Source organism: Paenibacillus sp. B46(2026) (assembly GCF_056786355.1).
The window spans coordinates 2,724,001-2,740,316 of record NZ_CM165907.1 but is presented as its reverse complement, the minus strand read 5'-3'; the positions used below and the strand labels follow the sequence as shown (position 1 = coordinate 2,740,316).

At 45.2% G+C, this 16,316-nt stretch carries 13 protein-coding genes; 3 read left to right on the top strand and 10 right to left on the bottom strand.

Annotation, left to right across the window (positions count from 1 at the left end; all coding sequences use genetic code 11):
- Window positions 1–20: 20 nt before the first annotated feature.
- The 3 genes from AC1S8V_RS12635 to AC1S8V_RS12625 all read right to left on the bottom strand — a co-directional run bounded on the left by AC1S8V_RS12635 (window position 21) and on the right by AC1S8V_RS12625 (window position 4,211).
- Window positions 21–959 (bottom strand): tyrosine-type recombinase/integrase, encoded by a 939-nt coding sequence (locus AC1S8V_RS12635; protein ID WP_482073869.1) that lies wholly within the window; start codon window positions 957–959, stop codon window positions 21–23.
- Between the two features lie 159 nt (window positions 960–1,118).
- Window positions 1,119–2,270 carry an iron-containing alcohol dehydrogenase gene (locus AC1S8V_RS12630; RefSeq protein ID WP_482073868.1) on the bottom strand — a complete coding sequence of 384 codons (1,152 nt, stop codon included), beginning with the start codon at window positions 2,268–2,270 and terminating at the stop codon, window positions 1,119–1,121.
- Between the two features lie 246 nt (window positions 2,271–2,516).
- The gene (locus AC1S8V_RS12625) at window positions 2,517–4,211 is read right to left on the bottom strand and encodes a M3 family oligoendopeptidase (protein ID WP_482073867.1); all 1,695 of its coding nucleotides are present in this window, start codon (window positions 4,209–4,211) and stop codon (window positions 2,517–2,519) included.
- A gap of 603 nt (window positions 4,212–4,814) precedes the next feature.
- Between AC1S8V_RS12625 and AC1S8V_RS12620 the strand changes: the two genes are divergently transcribed.
- Complete coding sequence (locus AC1S8V_RS12620; RefSeq protein WP_482073866.1) at window positions 4,815–5,570, top strand: hypothetical protein; 756 nt, start codon at window positions 4,815–4,817, stop codon at window positions 5,568–5,570.
- Window positions 5,571–5,688: 118 nt separating this feature from the next.
- On the top strand, window positions 5,689–5,901 hold the full coding sequence (locus AC1S8V_RS12615; RefSeq protein WP_336759747.1) for a cation:proton antiporter regulatory subunit: 213 nt from the start codon (window positions 5,689–5,691) through the stop codon (window positions 5,899–5,901).
- Window positions 5,902–5,983: 82 nt separating this feature from the next.
- Here AC1S8V_RS12615 and AC1S8V_RS12610 read toward each other — a convergent pair whose 3' ends face one another.
- Window positions 5,984–8,731: a PAS domain-containing hybrid sensor histidine kinase/response regulator gene (locus tag AC1S8V_RS12610; protein ID WP_482073865.1), complete on the bottom strand. Its 2,748-nt coding sequence runs from the start codon at window positions 8,729–8,731 to the stop codon at window positions 5,984–5,986.
- A 273-nt stretch (window positions 8,732–9,004) separates the two neighbouring features.
- On the opposite strand from AC1S8V_RS12610, the gene AC1S8V_RS12605 reads away from it, so the two are divergent.
- Entirely contained in the window at window positions 9,005–9,829 is an 825-nt protein-coding gene (locus AC1S8V_RS12605) for a protein-glutamine gamma-glutamyltransferase (RefSeq protein WP_482073864.1), read from the top strand.
- 181 nt (window positions 9,830–10,010) lie between these two features.
- On the opposite strand, the gene infC is transcribed toward AC1S8V_RS12605, so the two are convergent.
- The 6 genes from infC to AC1S8V_RS12575 all read right to left on the bottom strand — a co-directional run bounded on the left by infC (window position 10,011) and on the right by AC1S8V_RS12575 (window position 16,279).
- The gene (gene infC / locus AC1S8V_RS12600) at window positions 10,011–10,502 is read right to left on the bottom strand and encodes a translation initiation factor IF-3 (RefSeq protein WP_482073863.1); all 492 of its coding nucleotides are present in this window, start codon (window positions 10,500–10,502) and stop codon (window positions 10,011–10,013) included.
- Between the two features lie 119 nt (window positions 10,503–10,621).
- A complete protein-coding gene (locus AC1S8V_RS12595; RefSeq protein ID WP_482073862.1) occupies window positions 10,622–11,554 on the bottom strand; it encodes a manganese-dependent inorganic pyrophosphatase in 933 nt (310 codons plus the stop codon).
- Between the two features lie 168 nt (window positions 11,555–11,722).
- Window positions 11,723–12,046 carry a (2Fe-2S) ferredoxin domain-containing protein gene (locus AC1S8V_RS12590; RefSeq protein ID WP_145318263.1) on the bottom strand — a complete coding sequence of 108 codons (324 nt, stop codon included), beginning with the start codon at window positions 12,044–12,046 and terminating at the stop codon, window positions 11,723–11,725.
- Window positions 12,047–12,147: 101 nt separating this feature from the next.
- Complete coding sequence (locus AC1S8V_RS12585; protein ID WP_482073861.1) at window positions 12,148–12,894, bottom strand: metallophosphoesterase family protein; 747 nt, start codon at window positions 12,892–12,894, stop codon at window positions 12,148–12,150.
- A 99-nt stretch (window positions 12,895–12,993) separates the two neighbouring features.
- A complete protein-coding gene (locus tag AC1S8V_RS12580) occupies window positions 12,994–14,001 on the bottom strand; it encodes an LLM class flavin-dependent oxidoreductase (protein ID WP_482073860.1) in 1,008 nt (335 codons plus the stop codon).
- A gap of 340 nt (window positions 14,002–14,341) precedes the next feature.
- The gene (locus tag AC1S8V_RS12575) at window positions 14,342–16,279 is read right to left on the bottom strand and encodes an LTA synthase family protein (RefSeq protein ID WP_482073859.1); all 1,938 of its coding nucleotides are present in this window, start codon (window positions 16,277–16,279) and stop codon (window positions 14,342–14,344) included.
- Window positions 16,280–16,316 lie beyond the last annotated feature (37 nt).

Genomic DNA, 16,316 nt, shown 5'->3' with positions numbered 1-16,316 from the left:
AGTTATTTGGAGGTCTTGCTCTACACTTTTAAGTTATTTCTCGGATTAAACCGTGAAAGCACATCTTTCTTACGTTCAACAGACACTTCTGTGTATATTTGCGTGGTGCTTACATTGGTATGCCCGAGAATTTCCTGGACTGAACGTAAATCTGCACCATTGTTCAGAAGATGTGTAGCAAAGCTATGTCTGAGATAGTGCGGTGTTGATTTTTTGCTAACCTTAGATAAGTCCCTGTATTTAGAGTAAATATCCTCAATGGAGTAAATAGAGAGCCGATCACCATATTTATTGAGGAACAAGGCATCCGATTGGGGGGCGAAATGTTCGCGGGCAAGCAACCATGTTTTAATTTTATGGATGACCTCGCTACTTGAGATGTAGAGCAAACGCTCCTTACGACCTTTTCCAAAAATCAACACGGTTTTCTCTTCGAGATCGATGTGCTCCATATCAATATTCACCAATTCTCCAATACGAATTCCAATAACATAGAGCAGTTCAATAATAGCATCGTTGCGAAGGTTAATTCTTCTTCTAAAACTCGTGTGTAATTGTTTCATATGCTCTTGTGGTGCATTTAATAACTTTTCAACCTCATTGACAGAGAGTGTCTTTGGAATACGTCTTGCCGTTTTGAATTTTTTTCCGAAACCAATAATTGGGGACTCGATTATATCACCGCTTTGAACCAAATAATTAAAAAATGCTTTGAAGCATATGTACTTTCTTTTAATGGTCGAGTCTTTAAGTGTGTGTTCACTGTTTAATTGTTCAAGATACATGCGTAAATTTTCTCTGGTTACATCATGGATATGTTTAGTATCAAGCCATTCTACAAGTCTGTTGAGATCAGACAGATAGGCTTTAATGGATTTAAGGGATAGATTTCGCTCTACGCTTAAATAAGTCTCATATTGCTTAATATAGCTGTTTAGGTTACTTGTACTAAGTCTCATGATGCCTCCTGATGTCGATGTCATATGTTGCCAATGGCCCGACCTACATTATTACGCATTGAACTCCATTTGTGAAGATGCCCAAAGGCATATATGCAATATCCGAAATTAGAAAACACAAAAAAGAGCCGGATTCCCTCCGACTCGATACGCTCGCACTTATATAATTTTGCGGAATAACTCCATCACTTCATCCTTCGATGGTTGATAGGGATTGCCTGGTGCACAGGCATCTTTCATCGCGTTATCGGCAAGCAGTTCCACATCCGGATCTTTCACGCCCAGTTCGGACAGTTTCTCGGGGATACCTACTTCCTTCGATAGCTGTCGAATAGCCTCAATGACGTAATCCGAACACTCCTTATCGCTTCTACCTTTCACATCCATACCAATTGCTTTGGCAATATGACGGAATTTGCCGGGTACATGCTTGGCATTCAGCTCCTCCACATAGGGGAGCAACATGGCATTGCATACACCATGCGGCAGATCATATACGCCACCCAGCTGATGCGCCATCGCATGCACATAACCCAGGCCCGCATTATTAAAAGCAATTCCACCAAGGAAACACGCATACGTCATATGTTCCCGCGCTTCCAGATCGCTGCCGTCTCTCACAGCTCTTGGCAAGTATTCAAAGATCAGTTCAACAGCTGCTGCAGCTGTCGCACTTGTCACTGTAAATCCACCCGGTGTAACCATCGCTTCCACGGCATGGGTCAACGCATCCATTCCTGTGGCCGCCGTAAGACTTGCAGGTTTGCTGAGCATCAGCTCCGGATCATTAACCGACAGAGAGACCAGACTGTTGCGGTCCACCATCACCATCTTCACTTTACGTTCCTCATCTGTAATCACGTAGTTAATTGTCACCTCGCTCGATGTGCCAGCCGTTGTGTTAAAAGCCACAAGTGGCACGGACTTATGTTTCGATTGATGCAATCCTTCATATTCACGGATATGTCCACCGTTCGTAGCTACAATGCCAATGCCTTTGGCAGCATCCTGCGGTGAACCTCCACCTATCGATATAATGGCGTCACAGCCATGATCCTGGAATACTTGAAGTCCATCATGTACATTCTGACATGTTGGATTAGGCTGAACCTCATCATATACTACATAGTCTAACCCTGATTTTCGTAATGTAGACAGTACCTGTTCAGCAACGCCTGAAGTAATCAATTGACGATCACTTACCACAAGTGCTTTGCGGATACCCATCTGTTCAATCATCTGGCCTGCTTCCTGTAAACATCCTCTACCCATCAAGTTCACGGGCGGAACATAATATGCATGTGTTGCCATTTGAACCAGCCTCCTGTAACCCCTGATTTACTATCTACATTGTAACTGAATCCGTTTTCAAATATAGTGAAATAAATCACAATGAGTCCGATAAATGTTACACTGAGGTTGATTTTTACCTGTAATGAAAAAGACGACCCAGACACCCGAAGGTCTCCAAGCCGTCTTACCTATTTATCTTAAAGCTTTATCCACTACTTATACCTTACCGAAGGTACTTTCATTAAAAGCCATCCTCACGAAGCCTTACAGCGCCTTATCGTTCACGCCGTCAAGCCATGCCTCAATATCGCCAATTACGGAGGATACACAGCCATCCTCAAATGGTGAGTTCAATCCAGCCAGTTCAACCAATCCGGTGAAGGACAGGCTTCCTCCCGCTTTACACAATGTCAGATAGTCGGCCCATGCGGACTTCATGTCCTCATTGCTGCGTTTCCAGAACTGGAATGCACAGATTTGTGCCAACGTATAGTCAATGTAATAGAATGGCGATGAGAAAATATGACCCTGTTTATGCCAGAAACCACCTTGCTCCAAATACGCATTATCTTTGTAATTGATGTGTGGCAGATAGGTCTTCTCAATGTTGCGCCAAGCCTGCTTGCGCTCCGTTGGAGTTGCATCCGGGTTCGCATACACAAAATGCTGGAATTCATCCACAGCTACACCATACGGAATAAACAACAGACCGGAAGACAGGTGATCAAACTTGTACTTGTCCGTATCTTCCTTGAAGAACAACTGCATCCACGGCCATGTGAAGAACTCCATACTCATGGAATGAATCTCAGCCGATTCATATGTCGGCCAGTTGTATTCAGGCACTGCAAAATCACGGCTCTCATACACCTGGAAAGCATGACCTGCTTCATGCGTCAATACATCAATATCACCGGATGTACCGTTGAAGTTGGAGAAGATAAACGGCACTTTGTAATCGTTCAGAAACGTACAATATCCGCCGCCCTGTTTACCTTTTTTGCTTACCAGATCCATAAGTTCGTTTTCGGTCATCATCTGGAAAAATGCATCTGTCTCTGGTGATAATTCAGCGTACATTTTTTTACCATGTTCAATAATCCAGTCCGCGTCACCCTTAGGTGTCGGGTTACCCGTCTTGAAGCTGAAGCCCTGATCGTAATAATACAGCGTATTCACATCAATCCGATTACGCTGGCGCTCTCTGAGCTTGGTCGCCACAGGTACGATATAATCACGAACTTGTGCCCGGAAGTTAGCAACCATCTCTGCGTTGTAATCCGTGCGGTTCATGCGATCATAGCCGAGTTCCACATAGCTTGGATATCCCAGTTTCTTCGCGATCTGTGTACGTACTTTAACCAGTTCGTCGTAAATACGATCGAATTCAGCCTCATTCTCAGCCATGAAAGTGTATCTGGCTTCCGAAGCACGCTCCCGCATGGAGCGATCCGTGGACAGTTCAAATGGATGAAGCTGTGGCAACGTACGCTCTTCACCTTCGAACGGAATTTTGGCCGATGCGATCAATTGATTGTATTCTGTGGAAAGCTTGTTCTCCTTTTGGAGTTCTTCAATAATTTCCGGGCTGAATGTTTTCAATGAAAGATCCGCCAGCTGGAACAGCTGGGAACCCCATTTTTGTTCCAATTCGTTGCGGAATTTGGAATTAACCAGTGCGCGGTAAAAATCCGTAATGTATTCCTGCACAATTGGTGCGTTCTCATCCAGGAATTCGTTCTCCGCCTTGTAAAACTCATCATTCGTATCAATGGAATGACGGATATAGACCAATTGAGCTTGCGTCTCAAAATCACTGCGCAGCGCGTTAATCTGATCCATGTATCCGCTCTGCTCTTCAACCGTTACCGCAGCTTCGAAACCGCTCAGCAGCTCACGGAATGATGTTTTGATATGTTCCAGATCGGGACGTGTATACGTATACTCACCAAATTTCATTTATGTACACCCTTTCCTGTTTGGCAGAATTTCGGGAATATCCCGAGTTAAACTATCCCCTATTATACAAAAGAGCAGCTAAAAAATCCCATCTTTACGAAAAATATTTGTCCATCGGTCAAATTGTACAACATGAATGGTTACATATATTACGTGCTAATGTAAGGTAAGCGACTCAAAAATTTTCCCACACAAATAAGCCCGCCTCGCGTTAGCGAAGCCAGCTTATAGGTTGTCTCTTCTTTTCACATTTGAAAAATACTAGCTTTGGTCTTTATCCATAATCTGATAGAACCAGCCCATTCCGACCATGCCCACGACCATAATAACGGCCATAATAATGATATATGTCATGAATGTAACCTCCCCTGCTTCCGTATATTCATCACACTACTACTAGTGTACACGGTGAAGCGTCGTTTGAATTGACCGAACATTGACAAAAATACGAAATCTTTAATTTTAATAAATGGATTATTTCCCCGATCACACTAAATCATACTTACCTCACTGCACGGTTCAAAGTTTCATCCGCCAACCTTACGGTGTATACTATACTTCTATGAATTGGAATTGGATTTTTACGTAGAAAGGTTGAAGGACATGTCGACTCGTATCCCCTTACGTCAGCTATTGCTTACGGTTATCCTCACGCTTATGTTATCGATTTTATCCGCCTGTGCTGATGGAGAAGCCCATCTAACGGTGAATATCGATGGTTCAACGGATCTGGATCTAGATCTCAAGGTAACCAACTCTGCACTTGGAAAGATCGGACAAGACAATCTCATGCCTCTGATCGCAGATGCATTGAATCGAAATAACTTCCAGGCAGAGGTATCGGAACAGGGGGATCACAAGCAACTCACCGCAACAACCCATTATGAAAAAAGCAATACGACCAGCTTTGATACGTCCAAGTTACCACAAGGCATCAAGGTCGAACAATCAACTACACCCGGCTTCTTCACTTCCAAAATGCACATCACAGCAGAAGCCGATCTGATGGAATCCATGCCGGATGGTGAGATCAAAAATCAGATCAACAAGGTGCCCGGATTTCTAAAGAACCTCTTGTTGAAAGATGTAAATTTTGACTTTAAGTTGTCTCTGCCCATCAAAGCAGCCGATTCCAATGCGGACCAAGTGGAGGATAGCGGAAAAACGCTCATTTGGCACGTTTCACCACTCCAGATGAATAAGCTAGATCTGACTGTACAGGTTCCCAATATCCGGAACATCATCATTATTGCAGTCCTTGGTTTATTGTTAATCGTTGTACTGCTCATTTGGATTTACGTTCGCCGAAGACACGCAAGACAGCGCCAAAGCGCAACATCCCATCACAGAAAAAGTTAATTCTTTCACAACAATTTTATTTGTGACTTGCCAAACGGTGTTATGGATAGTAGAATACATCCGTACTGGATGGACGGTTGGATTTTAATTAAGCAAAATTAAAGAGGTGACAGGTTTCATGAATATCCGGGAATGCCCACTACCTGGTATCGGAGTTAAGTACCAGTTTGATACAAAGAGCGGCAATCAGTTAGTCATTATTGTGCACGAAGACGGACGCCGTGAATTATTCTCTGTTGATCCACAAGACAACGAAGAACTTACTCTGATTGCAGAATTGGAAGATGATGAATGCGTAACCCTCTCCGGGTTAATCGGAGGATGGTCCTGATTATAGTTTTCAGGAACCTATTTATTTGATTAAATGACAGAATAACCTGCACCTTGAATTAGAGGCGCAGGTTATTTTTCTGTTATATTACTCTTTGAGAGCGAATATATGGAACCCATGTGTTCAGTACGCGGCTAATCTCCGTGGAATGAAAAGGTTTGCTGATAAAGTCCTGCATTCCGCATTTCAGGCACTCTTCACGGTCACTTGCGCCTGCAAAAGCTGTAATCGCCGCAATAACCGGGATTTCCGGATGAGTCTGCCTGATTTTGCAGGTCGCTTCAATTCCATCCATAATCGGCATTTGAATATCCATAAACACCAGGTCATATTGCATCTTGTTCAATGACTCGACGGCCTGAGCACCATTTTCAACAATATCACATACCCCGCCGAATTTACGCAGCATTTCCTCCAGCAGATGACTATTGACCGCTTGATCTTCAGCAATCAAAATTTTGATGTCATGACCAAGACTGGCTCGATCCAATTGCAATACATTATTCGTAGCTACTTCGATCGAATCACTACTTTCATCGAGCCACCGCTCAAGCACCAGAGTGAACTGAAATACTGCACCCTCACCAATCTCGCTCTGTACGCCAATCGCTCCGCCCATTAATTCCACGAGTTTCTTGCTGATCGCAAGCCCCAGACCTGTCCCGCCAAACTTGCGATTGATGGCCGGATCAAGCTGTGAGAAGGATTGGAACAGTTGATGCTGCTTCTCCATTGGAATACCAATCCCTGTATCTTGGACCTTAAAGGTCAACATCAGGTGATCTTGACCATGCTCCACTGAGAAATCAGCGCCTACCTTCACCGTAATACGGCCTTTCTCTGTGAATTTAACGGCGTTCCCCACCAGGTTAATTAAAATCTGCCGTATTCGTGTCTCATCCCCTCGAACACGTTCGGGAATCTGATCCGACATTTCACAGTAGAGTTCAATATTTTTTTCTGACGCCTTAAGTGCAAAGAGCTCGATCACGCCACCCAACATTGCCTTAATATCTACAGGCGCACGCTCCAGATCCATTTTGCCTGCTTCAATTTTGCTGAAATCCAGAATTTCATTCAAAATGTACAAAAGGGATTCACCGCTGTCAATCATGATTTCCGCAAAACCCTTTTGTTCATCATCCAGCTCGGTTCCCATTAACAGATGAGCCATGCCCATGATGCCGTTCAATGGCGTACGAAGCTCATGACTCATGATGGCGAGAAACTCGGACTTCGCTCGGTCTGCATGTTCTGCCGCTTCCTTGGCACGAATAATGTCCTTCACAGACGTCATATCACGGAAAACCAAAACTGCCCCGCGGGTTCTACCCTGATCCATAATTGGTTTCAATTGAAACTCCGCCAGGAAACTGGATCCATCCTGTCTCCAGAATACGGATTCGGTACGCGGCAGACCTCGTCCCTCACGAACAGCCTGTAGAATTGGTGTATCCTTGGATGGGTAAGGGATGCCTTCGCTCTGCATTTGGATCATCATCTGTTCAAGGGGGTTGCCATTCATTTCACTTGGACAGAAGTTCATGATCTCCGCAGCGGCCGGATTGGCAAAGTTCAGATTCCCATCCAGGTCCAGTCCAATAACACCCTCAGACATGCCATTCAAAATCAATGCCCGTTCATAACTAAGATTCTCGATTTCCTCGACGTAACGTTTGGACTCTGTAATGTCACTGGTGATCCCATAGACCCCAACGACTTTGTCCTCAAGTATAATAGGAACATTAATCACATTTGTCTCAATTCGCTGCCCATTTTTGTGAATTAAACCTATCTCGTAGCTCTGTGCAGTGCCCTTCACTGTCTCCTCAAAATGATATCGAGTCTTCTCCAGATCCACAGGATCAATGAGATGGTCAAAGGGCCGACTCAGCAGTTCCTCTTTGGTGTGTCCTGTCAGTTGTTCCTGACCCACATTGGCCTTCAGCAGATTGCCTTCCAGATCAAGAGAGGCCACGCCCAGAGGGTTACAGTCAAACAATGATCTGTACTCCTGCAGGCTTAACTGTTGTTGCTGACTGGCTGTGATATCACGGGTTACGGCAACCATCTCCATCAGGTTACCTGCATCATCATATACATAATGGGTAATGGTATCTGCCCACACCGTAGATCCATCCTTATGTTGAAGACGATAACTGATTCGTTTAGGAGCCAGCCCCTGCCTCTGCTCTTCCACGTAGGCTTCAACCAAAGGCACATCCTCGGGATAGATAACGAATGTTCCCGGCTCACCAATAACTTCTTCCGGTTCATAGCCTAGCATGCTTCTACATGCATCCGATACATATTGGAATGTACGCTGAGGATCAGCATGATGTATAGCAATTAGATCAAGAGAAGATTCCGCCAGGAGACGAGAAATGCGGCTGCTCTCCTCCAGTTGTTTACGTTTCACAATAAGCCGTTCCTCTGCATCCTTTTGTTTCGTAATATCAGCAGCTTGTACCAGCAAATACAAGGGCTCATCATTCGTTTCATCCCTAACAATGCAAGCTCGAATGGTTGCCCATAATAACGAACCGTCCTTTCGTTTCAGACGAACCTCTGTCTCGTACATCGGACTTGTTTCATGGGTCATTTCCCAGAACTTGCTGCGAAATTCCTCCATGTGCAGATCTTCTTCGTAGATCATATGTATGACCGACGTATCGATCAGTTCATCTTCACTGTATGCAAGCATCTCGCAAAATGCAGGATTAAGCTGCAACCACCGTCCATTTACATGCGATGCGACAGCAATGCCGATTGGTGCGTGCGTATACAATTGTTCGAACAGAGATCGGCTCTTTGTAATGGATTTCGACACCACATGTCCTCCTTTATGAGAATCTGAATGTATTTCGTATGAACAGATCGATCTGAACATAACTTCATCTATAGAGTACTACCCCAAATGCCATGATTTATAAACGAGGATCAAACAAAATCCCTGCATGAATCGACATTTTTAATCATCAATACTGACGACTTCCATTGTAAACATGCCAATTCGAACACATGACGTCATATACTACACAATACCTGTGCTCTACCGATTATACAATGTTGAAAATTTGAATCATAACGGAGGTTATGGATCATGATCATTGTCGCCAATCAACCCGCCCTGCTGAACCGCTCGGAATGGTCTGCTTTTGAATGGTATTGGTTGCAGCAACTCCAGAATCGTCCAACGAGGTACGTTTATCAGTCCATGGATCACCTTCGTTTTGAGTGGGATTTACGGGGCTCTCTCGTGGATGCAGCGGAAGGACTGGATCGAAGCGGGGTGAGCTTTGCATCCTTTGAAAAATCCAGATGTAATCCTGCCTACTGGAATCGAAATGCACAGGGGGGATTCGAGCTAAAATCGAATGTAACCCCTGCCGATGGCATTCGGGATATCTGGAGGAATGGACACTTATATGCCTTTGAATGTGCAACCGCTACCGTTATTGTGCTGTATGGTGGCGTGCTGGGAAGCATTCGCGAAGACGCCTTTAATTCCCTGTTTCGAAATCTGTTACTGTTTGACTGGCATTATGACAGCGACCTGCGATTAACCGAAAAAAACGGCAGTGAAACCGCGCTTCCAGGGGATGTGCTGTATTTCAAAAATCCCGATGTCTCTCCGGAAACCCCCGAATGGCAGGGGGAAAATACGATTATGCTGCGTGAAAACTGGTATTACGGACATGGCATCGGCATTGCACGCGGCGAAGATATTATTCGTACCCTGAATCAGTTTCGCTTTCCAGGCAGCCAAGTCTCCGCCTACTTAATGGATATGGTTATCTATCCTGATTTTTACTATTTATCCCGATTCGCCAAGAACAGCCAGGATAATATGGCCACTGGCTCTACGCCTGTATTACCCGGACAACTATATGTACGTCTTGGTGGCAGTCGTTATTTACGTAGCTGAACGACTGGAATGGAAACGGCATGCGCAATGAAGTCGAATTCAATCTTAATAACGACAAACAAGCCCAATGATGGCAGCAGTTACCCTGCTGCCTTATTGGGCTTTCCTCACATCCAAGTGATAACTCCGCTATCGACATTTGCCTTACCTTTGTGCTGCATCAATGATCGCTTCTGGCAGTTTACGCAATTGGGTCGAGTTGTACCACAACCTGTTTACCACTTACCTGAACCCCTGTCGTTTTGCTGCCGAATTCAGCAAGTGATTTGCTCAGTTGCTCTGCCCACTCCTTGCCAGCAACTCCCTCTTTGGCTCCATGCACCTGAATGACGAGTTTTACCGAATCACCCTTCTTCAGAATACGCTCCGCCTGAGACTGCTTCGTATCCCGGTCATGGTCTTCCATCGCGAGGTTCAACCGAATTTCCTTTACTTTACGTTTATCGGGGGATTTACTCGCTTTTTTCTTCGCCTGCTGCGCTTCAGCTTTGGCTGCTCCAGCTCCAATCAGCTTGCATGGTGGCGGACTTGTCATCAAGGACAAGCACACCAGATCTACTTTATGCTGCTTCGCAAGTAGAAGTGCTTCCTGCGTAGACATGACACCCAAATCTTCACCATTCAGACCCGTAAGCTGCACTTCGGCTGCTTTGATCTTGTCATTTTTGATCATGATTCTTCCTCCTCTACATCAAAAGCCTGTCCTGACCATTTACGGATCAGAGCAGGCTAGGATGGTGTTGCTACTATTTGCAATACATATCAGCGTACGAATACGCCAATCGGCTTGATTTACAGCGTGTTGAATGCTTCCGTCAGAACCGGTACAATTTGTGATTTGCGTGATACTACACCTTTCAAGAGTGCTCTGCTATCAGTCAGCGTCACATTGTAGGCTTTCTCCACGGCTTTAGTGGATGTACCATATGCGAGGGCAACGGAATCGTTATTCAAAATGTCTGTTACGACAAATACGAACAGGTCGAGACCTTTACTCGAAATAATGGCTTCAATAGCTGCTTCAAGCTCAGGTTGCTTCACGAGAACATCATTCACGTCAACAGCATTAACCTGTGCAATTTCCACTTTGGACTGACCCATCACGAATTCTTTGGCATCCAGGGAGATCAGCTCAGCAATCGTTTTTTGGCTCAGATCCGCGCCGGCTTTCAGCATGTCCAGACCATAGCTGTCTGCATCTACACCAGCAATAGCAGCCAGTTCACGCGCAGCGGCTACATCCTGCTCTGTGCAAGTCGGGGATTTGAACAACAGGGAATCGGAGATAATGGCAGACAACATCAGACCAGCAATCGGTGCACTCACTTCGATACCATTTTCTTTGTACATTTTATTCAAAATGGTTGCTGTACAACCTACAGGCTCTGCACGGAAATACAGAGGTCCGCTTGTCTCAAAGTTAGCAATACGGTGATGGTCGATAACTTCAACGACAGTCACTTCCTCAATATCGCTTACACTTTGCTGACGCTCGTTGTGGTCAACCAGAATAACCTTGTTTACTTCATTGGCAGCTGTTTTAATCAGACGCGGTGCTGCGATTTTGAATTGATCCAGTGCGAACTGGGTTTCACCATTGACTTCGCCGAGACGCACAGCTTCTACGTCCTGACCCAATTTTGTTTTCAGATCCGCATAGGCGATTGCCGAACAGATCGTATCCGTGTCGGGATTTTTGTGACCGAAGATTAACGCTTTTTCCATATTCATAGCCCTCCGTCAATTCTGATTTAGAATAATACATGTCCTATTTTAATCATACCCTACTGATTATAGCGCTTATAAGGCTAAATTCCAATCCCTTTACAGCGAATTAATTGCATATCATTCTCAAGTAAGTCATTTTGAAAAAATAATATACGCCCTGTAATTCTAATTCACAGAGGTTTTGGCCACATTAGCAATGAGGTGTTTCTCCAATTTCTCCCCTTCACACAATGCCTGTACCAGCGCTCTGCCTGAATCCGGAGTCATTTGGCCATACCAGTCACCCTGTGGATACACAATGGTTACGCACGCATCGTCACACCGACCATTACATTTGGTGCGCGTCGTATGGATGAATCCCCCAGCCTGCTGCTTAAGAATCTCGTCCCGCACCGCCTGAGTTACTTCTTCTCCCCCATTACGCATACATGTTCCACCGTTGCAGAGTAAAATGTGATGTTGCAGTTGATCCAGATTATAGATAGCCAAACTTGGTTCATTCCCCTCAAGTCGATATGATATGTATCCTAATTATTCCATCGTACAACCTTATAAATTAGCATATGAAACCCTGATACGCAACGAAAATATTAAATCTCAGGCAGTTCCGTGCTCTGCTCTCGCTGTACAAAAAAGGTCTGTAAACTGCCATCCTCACTAATCTCCAGCAGGTTCAGCTGCGATCCGTAGGCACAACCACCGTCAATGCCAATTTTGTCTCCGGTCGGGTCGAACCAAATGTCTGTCTGATCATGCAAATGCTTCACGGGTGTATGCCCAAATACGACCGTCTCTTTAATCGTCGTTGGTCTGGAATAGAATGATTCACGAATCCAGATAAAGTCCCGCTCGGACTGGTTTCTCCAATCCTCGATATCCGGGTTAATCCCGGCATGCACAAAAATATAACCCGGAATTTCGTACACCAGCGGAAGCTGTTCCAGAAAACGAAGATGGTGTTCATAGTGTGTACGTATCCACTGTTTGGCTTCAGTATAAGCATTCCAGTCCATCTGCTGCTCATCATAAGTAAGATCCAGATAACTTGTTATCGTCTGTAACCCGCCATTACGAATCCAGTGTTGGTCATATTCCTCAACATCATGAGTCAATGCCTTGACCATCATGGCATCGTGATTACCTTTGATCACAATAATATGATGCTCTTGCTGAAGCTGCATAATCTGCTCAATGACCTGTTTGCTGCTTGGACCTCGATCCACATAATCCCCCAGTAAAATCAATTCATCCTGCATCGGATTATAGTCTACAAGCTTAAGCAGCGCATTAAATTCATCGTAACAGCCATGAATATCACTAATCACACATCTGCGCATGTGAATCTCTCCTCTCCCTGATCACGCAAGAGTATAACCGGAACCTTGCAAGAGCAAGATTCCGGTCTGTTCAGAGTAGTTATTCCCGCTTACTCACCATTAGTCCTGCTTGAGTCCAAAGGCTTCTGCAATCAGGCCGAATGAGCGCAGACGTGCTTCAAACGAATGAACCGCTGACGCGATAATCACTTCGTCTGCTTCATGACGTTCAGCCATTGCAGTAATTTTGTCTTTCACTTGATCCGGTGTACCCACAATGGAAAAAGAACGGCGCTGACGGATCTGTTCCATCTCCATCGCTGTGAATGGATAGTTGTTCACCGTCTCCAGGGATGGGAATGAGCTCTGTTCAAGACCTCGTCCCAGGCGCAGGAAGAAAAGTTCATTACTGCGTGCAAGTTCAGCGGCTTCTTCCTCTGTCTCCGCGCAGAATGCCGAGACAGCAATCATCGAATGTGGTTTATCATTCAGGATAGACGGCTTGAAATGTCTGCGGTAATGCTTCATCGCTTCTTCGCCGCCTGGTGTTCCGAAGAATTGGGCAAACGCATACGAGGTCCCTTGCGCGGCAGCAATTCTCGCACCTTCGGAGCTGGAACCCAGTAGCCATACTTCCGGAACGGTTGGAACCGATGGTCCGGCTACAAGGGTTGCGAACCGATGATCCTCGGGCAATTGCTCATGAAAGTATCCGCCCAGATCCGCAATCTGCTGCGGGAAGAAATGTACATTTGATGATTTGCCTTCGTTCAGCGCTCTGCTGGCAACTGGCATGCCCCCTGGCGCTCTGCCAATGCCGAGGTCAATCCGTCCCGGATGCAGAGCTTCCAGCAGACGGAAGTTCTCTGCAACCTTATAAGCACTATAATGAGGCAACATGACACCACCTGAACCTACCCGAATCCGATCCGTATGTGAAGCCACATGTGCAATCATAACCTCCGGACTGGAGAAAGACAGTGCACCGCTACCGTGATGCTCCGACATCCAGAAACGAGAATACCCCAATTGATCGGCATGTTGCGCGAGTTTCACCGTTTCCTGCAACGTATCCTGCACACTCCGGCCTTCGTTGATATGTCCATGTTCAAGTACACTCAGTTTCATATATATTCAATCCTCTCGTCTGTTAGGTTCATGTTCCTCTTCTATATAAGTTGAACTAAAGATTATTTACACTGACACTACGATGACAGAATAACCTTCCAATCGCTGTTATCCCCAGGTTTTTTCTGTCCTCTCCGTTATCGTGTAAATGATTAGTTCAACTTATACAGTTACACGAATACTTACTGCATTCTTGCTCATCCCATTGTAACATTAATAATTACAGTTTCAAACTTTTATATCCTCTGTATTACCACATACATGCTTCGATCATGCCAAAAAACGCCACCAGCTTTAAGACTGGTGACGTTCTTGCTCTTCCTTATTGAATAAATTTAAGTTATGGGGCACGTTTGGGTAATAACTTCACATACTCGTCAGACAGCTTCATCAAGCTGAGCACATGTTCATAATCGGAACGATAGGGTTCCAAATCCGTTACCGGTTCATAGGTTTTGAGGGAATAGGCTGTACCATCATCAAAGCCAGCACCCGGAATAAACATGATGTCATTGTTGACAAATGAACCTGTTGGCAAATAATAACGAATCCCGAATGCATTGTGATCCATATTGAGCAGATCATGTCCGAAGGCAGTGAACTTCTCATCCTGGAGTGATATGCCCATCAGATTCATGATCGTTGGCAGCATATCCAACTGACCGCCAGGCTGTTCGATCACTTGTCCTTGGGTCTGTTTTGGCGTGTGAATCATTAGCGGGATGTTGAAACGACTTACCTTACCATCATAGGGGACACCCAGATTGGTTTGAATTTGCTGTGTGATCTCTTCGTCAGCAGGCAGACCAAAGTGGTCTCCGTAGAGTACAAGAGTTGTGTTATCCCATAATCCGTTTGCCTTCAGCTCATTAATGAGTTGGCCGACCGCGTAGTCCGTATAGTTGACCGCTTGCAGATAATCGTGAAGCAATTTGTTCGTGATGGTACCGGGGATCGTAATTCGAGCACGATCTGCGGGAACCGTGAACGGCGAATGGCTTGATGAAGTAATGAATTGGGCATAGAACGGCTGGTTGGCCGCCTGATGTGCAATCATTTTCTCCACACCTACACGATATAACTCTTCGTCCGATGCTCCAAAATCATTAAACCTGTCATTCTTAAAGCTCGGTTTGTCAAAGTAACGAGTGAAGCCTAGCGCCGGATACATTTTGTTCCTATTCCAGAAGGTTACGTCATTACCATGATATGTCTCGGACTGATATCCCTCTTTTCCAAGTACCTTGGGTAGACTTGGCAGTTCACGATCGCTATAGCCGGCAGACATGGGAACAACCCCGGTGGGATAGATGGATGTATTGGACATGAACTCGGCATCCGATGTGTTTCCCTGTCCGATCTGTTGGAAAAAATGAGTGAAATAATAACTTTCTTTGGCCAAATCATTCAGTACAGGCGTTAACTCCTGACCGTCCAATGAAGCATTGATCGGGAAATTCTGAAAAGACTCCAGTTGCAGCACAATAAGGTTACTACCTTTGGCCTGACCAAAATATTTGGCTTTCACGGCTGTGCCGTTACTTGGTTTATCCTGATACGGATACTGACTAACCAGCTCATTAATCTTGGCAATCGTTTCGTTAATGTTGCCATTCGCAATAGCTTCATTCTCTTTACTTTTCAGGATGGCAGATGATACCTGATAGTTCAGAAAGCCGAGGTTCTCAGCTCGAACCAGTTCGTTATCAATCGTTTCACCTTTGACAATAAAACTGCCAGACAGCACGATGCAAAATGCGGCGGTAAGCGCGACGCCGAGTTTGCCCCAGTAACGTCTCCGGATTCTGCCAAACGTCAACCCGCTATCGCGATAACTGCTGCGGTTACGCCCGGCGGAACGACTGCGCATAATTAGCCATATCGGCAACGCCAATATGATGTCTAAGAAAAACAGAAAGTGCGTCGATCGTACAAGAGGTCCTATACTGCCCCGCACTTGAGCAACTTGCCCCAGTTCACTAAGCACAGTATAGGTGGGTACCGAACTGAAATGAACGTTATATAGCGTAGCCGCGAACAGGACCAGAGAAAACAAAACATTGAATCCTCCGTAGACTGCTCGCTTCCAGGCTTTGGGTACAATCAGGTCCAGCAGGCATACCACCGTTAGTGCGCCCAATGCGTCAGTTAACAGACCGATACCTGATAGCCCCTGGAAAAAGAAATACCGTAGAAGTGACAACTTCAACAACATCAGAATGAATAACACGGCGAATAAGGTCCGTGATGAAGTCCGTTCATTTTTGGAATTATACATGGTCGCTTTCAACCCTTACCCTGAAATTTTACGTTCA

What these genes read in the sequence shown, in the direction of transcription:
- AC1S8V_RS12630 (WP_482073868.1), bottom strand. Translation starts at nt 2,270, where the DNA reads ATGGCAACACATGCATATTATGTTCCGCCCGTGAACTTGATGGGTAGA.
- AC1S8V_RS12620 (WP_482073866.1), top strand. Translation starts at nt 4,815, where the DNA reads ATGTCGACTCGTATCCCCTTACGTCAGCTATTGCTTACGGTTATCCTC.
- AC1S8V_RS12605 (WP_482073864.1), top strand. Translation starts at nt 9,005, where the DNA reads ATGATCATTGTCGCCAATCAACCCGCCCTGCTGAACCGCTCGGAATGG.
- AC1S8V_RS12625 (WP_482073867.1), bottom strand. Translation starts at nt 4,211, where the DNA reads ATGAAATTTGGTGAGTATACGTATACACGTCCCGATCTGGAACATATC.
- AC1S8V_RS12595 (WP_482073862.1), bottom strand. Translation starts at nt 11,554, where the DNA reads ATGGAAAAAGCGTTAATCTTCGGTCACAAAAATCCCGACACGGATACG.
- AC1S8V_RS12580 (WP_482073860.1), bottom strand. Translation starts at nt 14,001, where the DNA reads ATGAAACTGAGTGTACTTGAACATGGACATATCAACGAAGGCCGGAGT.
- AC1S8V_RS12575 (WP_482073859.1), bottom strand. Translation starts at nt 16,279, where the DNA reads ATGTATAATTCCAAAAATGAACGGACTTCATCACGGACCTTATTCGCC.
- infC (WP_482073863.1), bottom strand. Translation starts at nt 10,502, where the DNA reads ATGATCAAAAATGACAAGATCAAAGCAGCCGAAGTGCAGCTTACGGGT.
- AC1S8V_RS12615 (WP_336759747.1), top strand. Translation starts at nt 5,689, where the DNA reads ATGAATATCCGGGAATGCCCACTACCTGGTATCGGAGTTAAGTACCAG.
- AC1S8V_RS12585 (WP_482073861.1), bottom strand. Translation starts at nt 12,894, where the DNA reads ATGCGCAGATGTGTGATTAGTGATATTCATGGCTGTTACGATGAATTT.
- AC1S8V_RS12635 (WP_482073869.1), bottom strand. Translation starts at nt 959, where the DNA reads ATGAGACTTAGTACAAGTAACCTAAACAGCTATATTAAGCAATATGAG.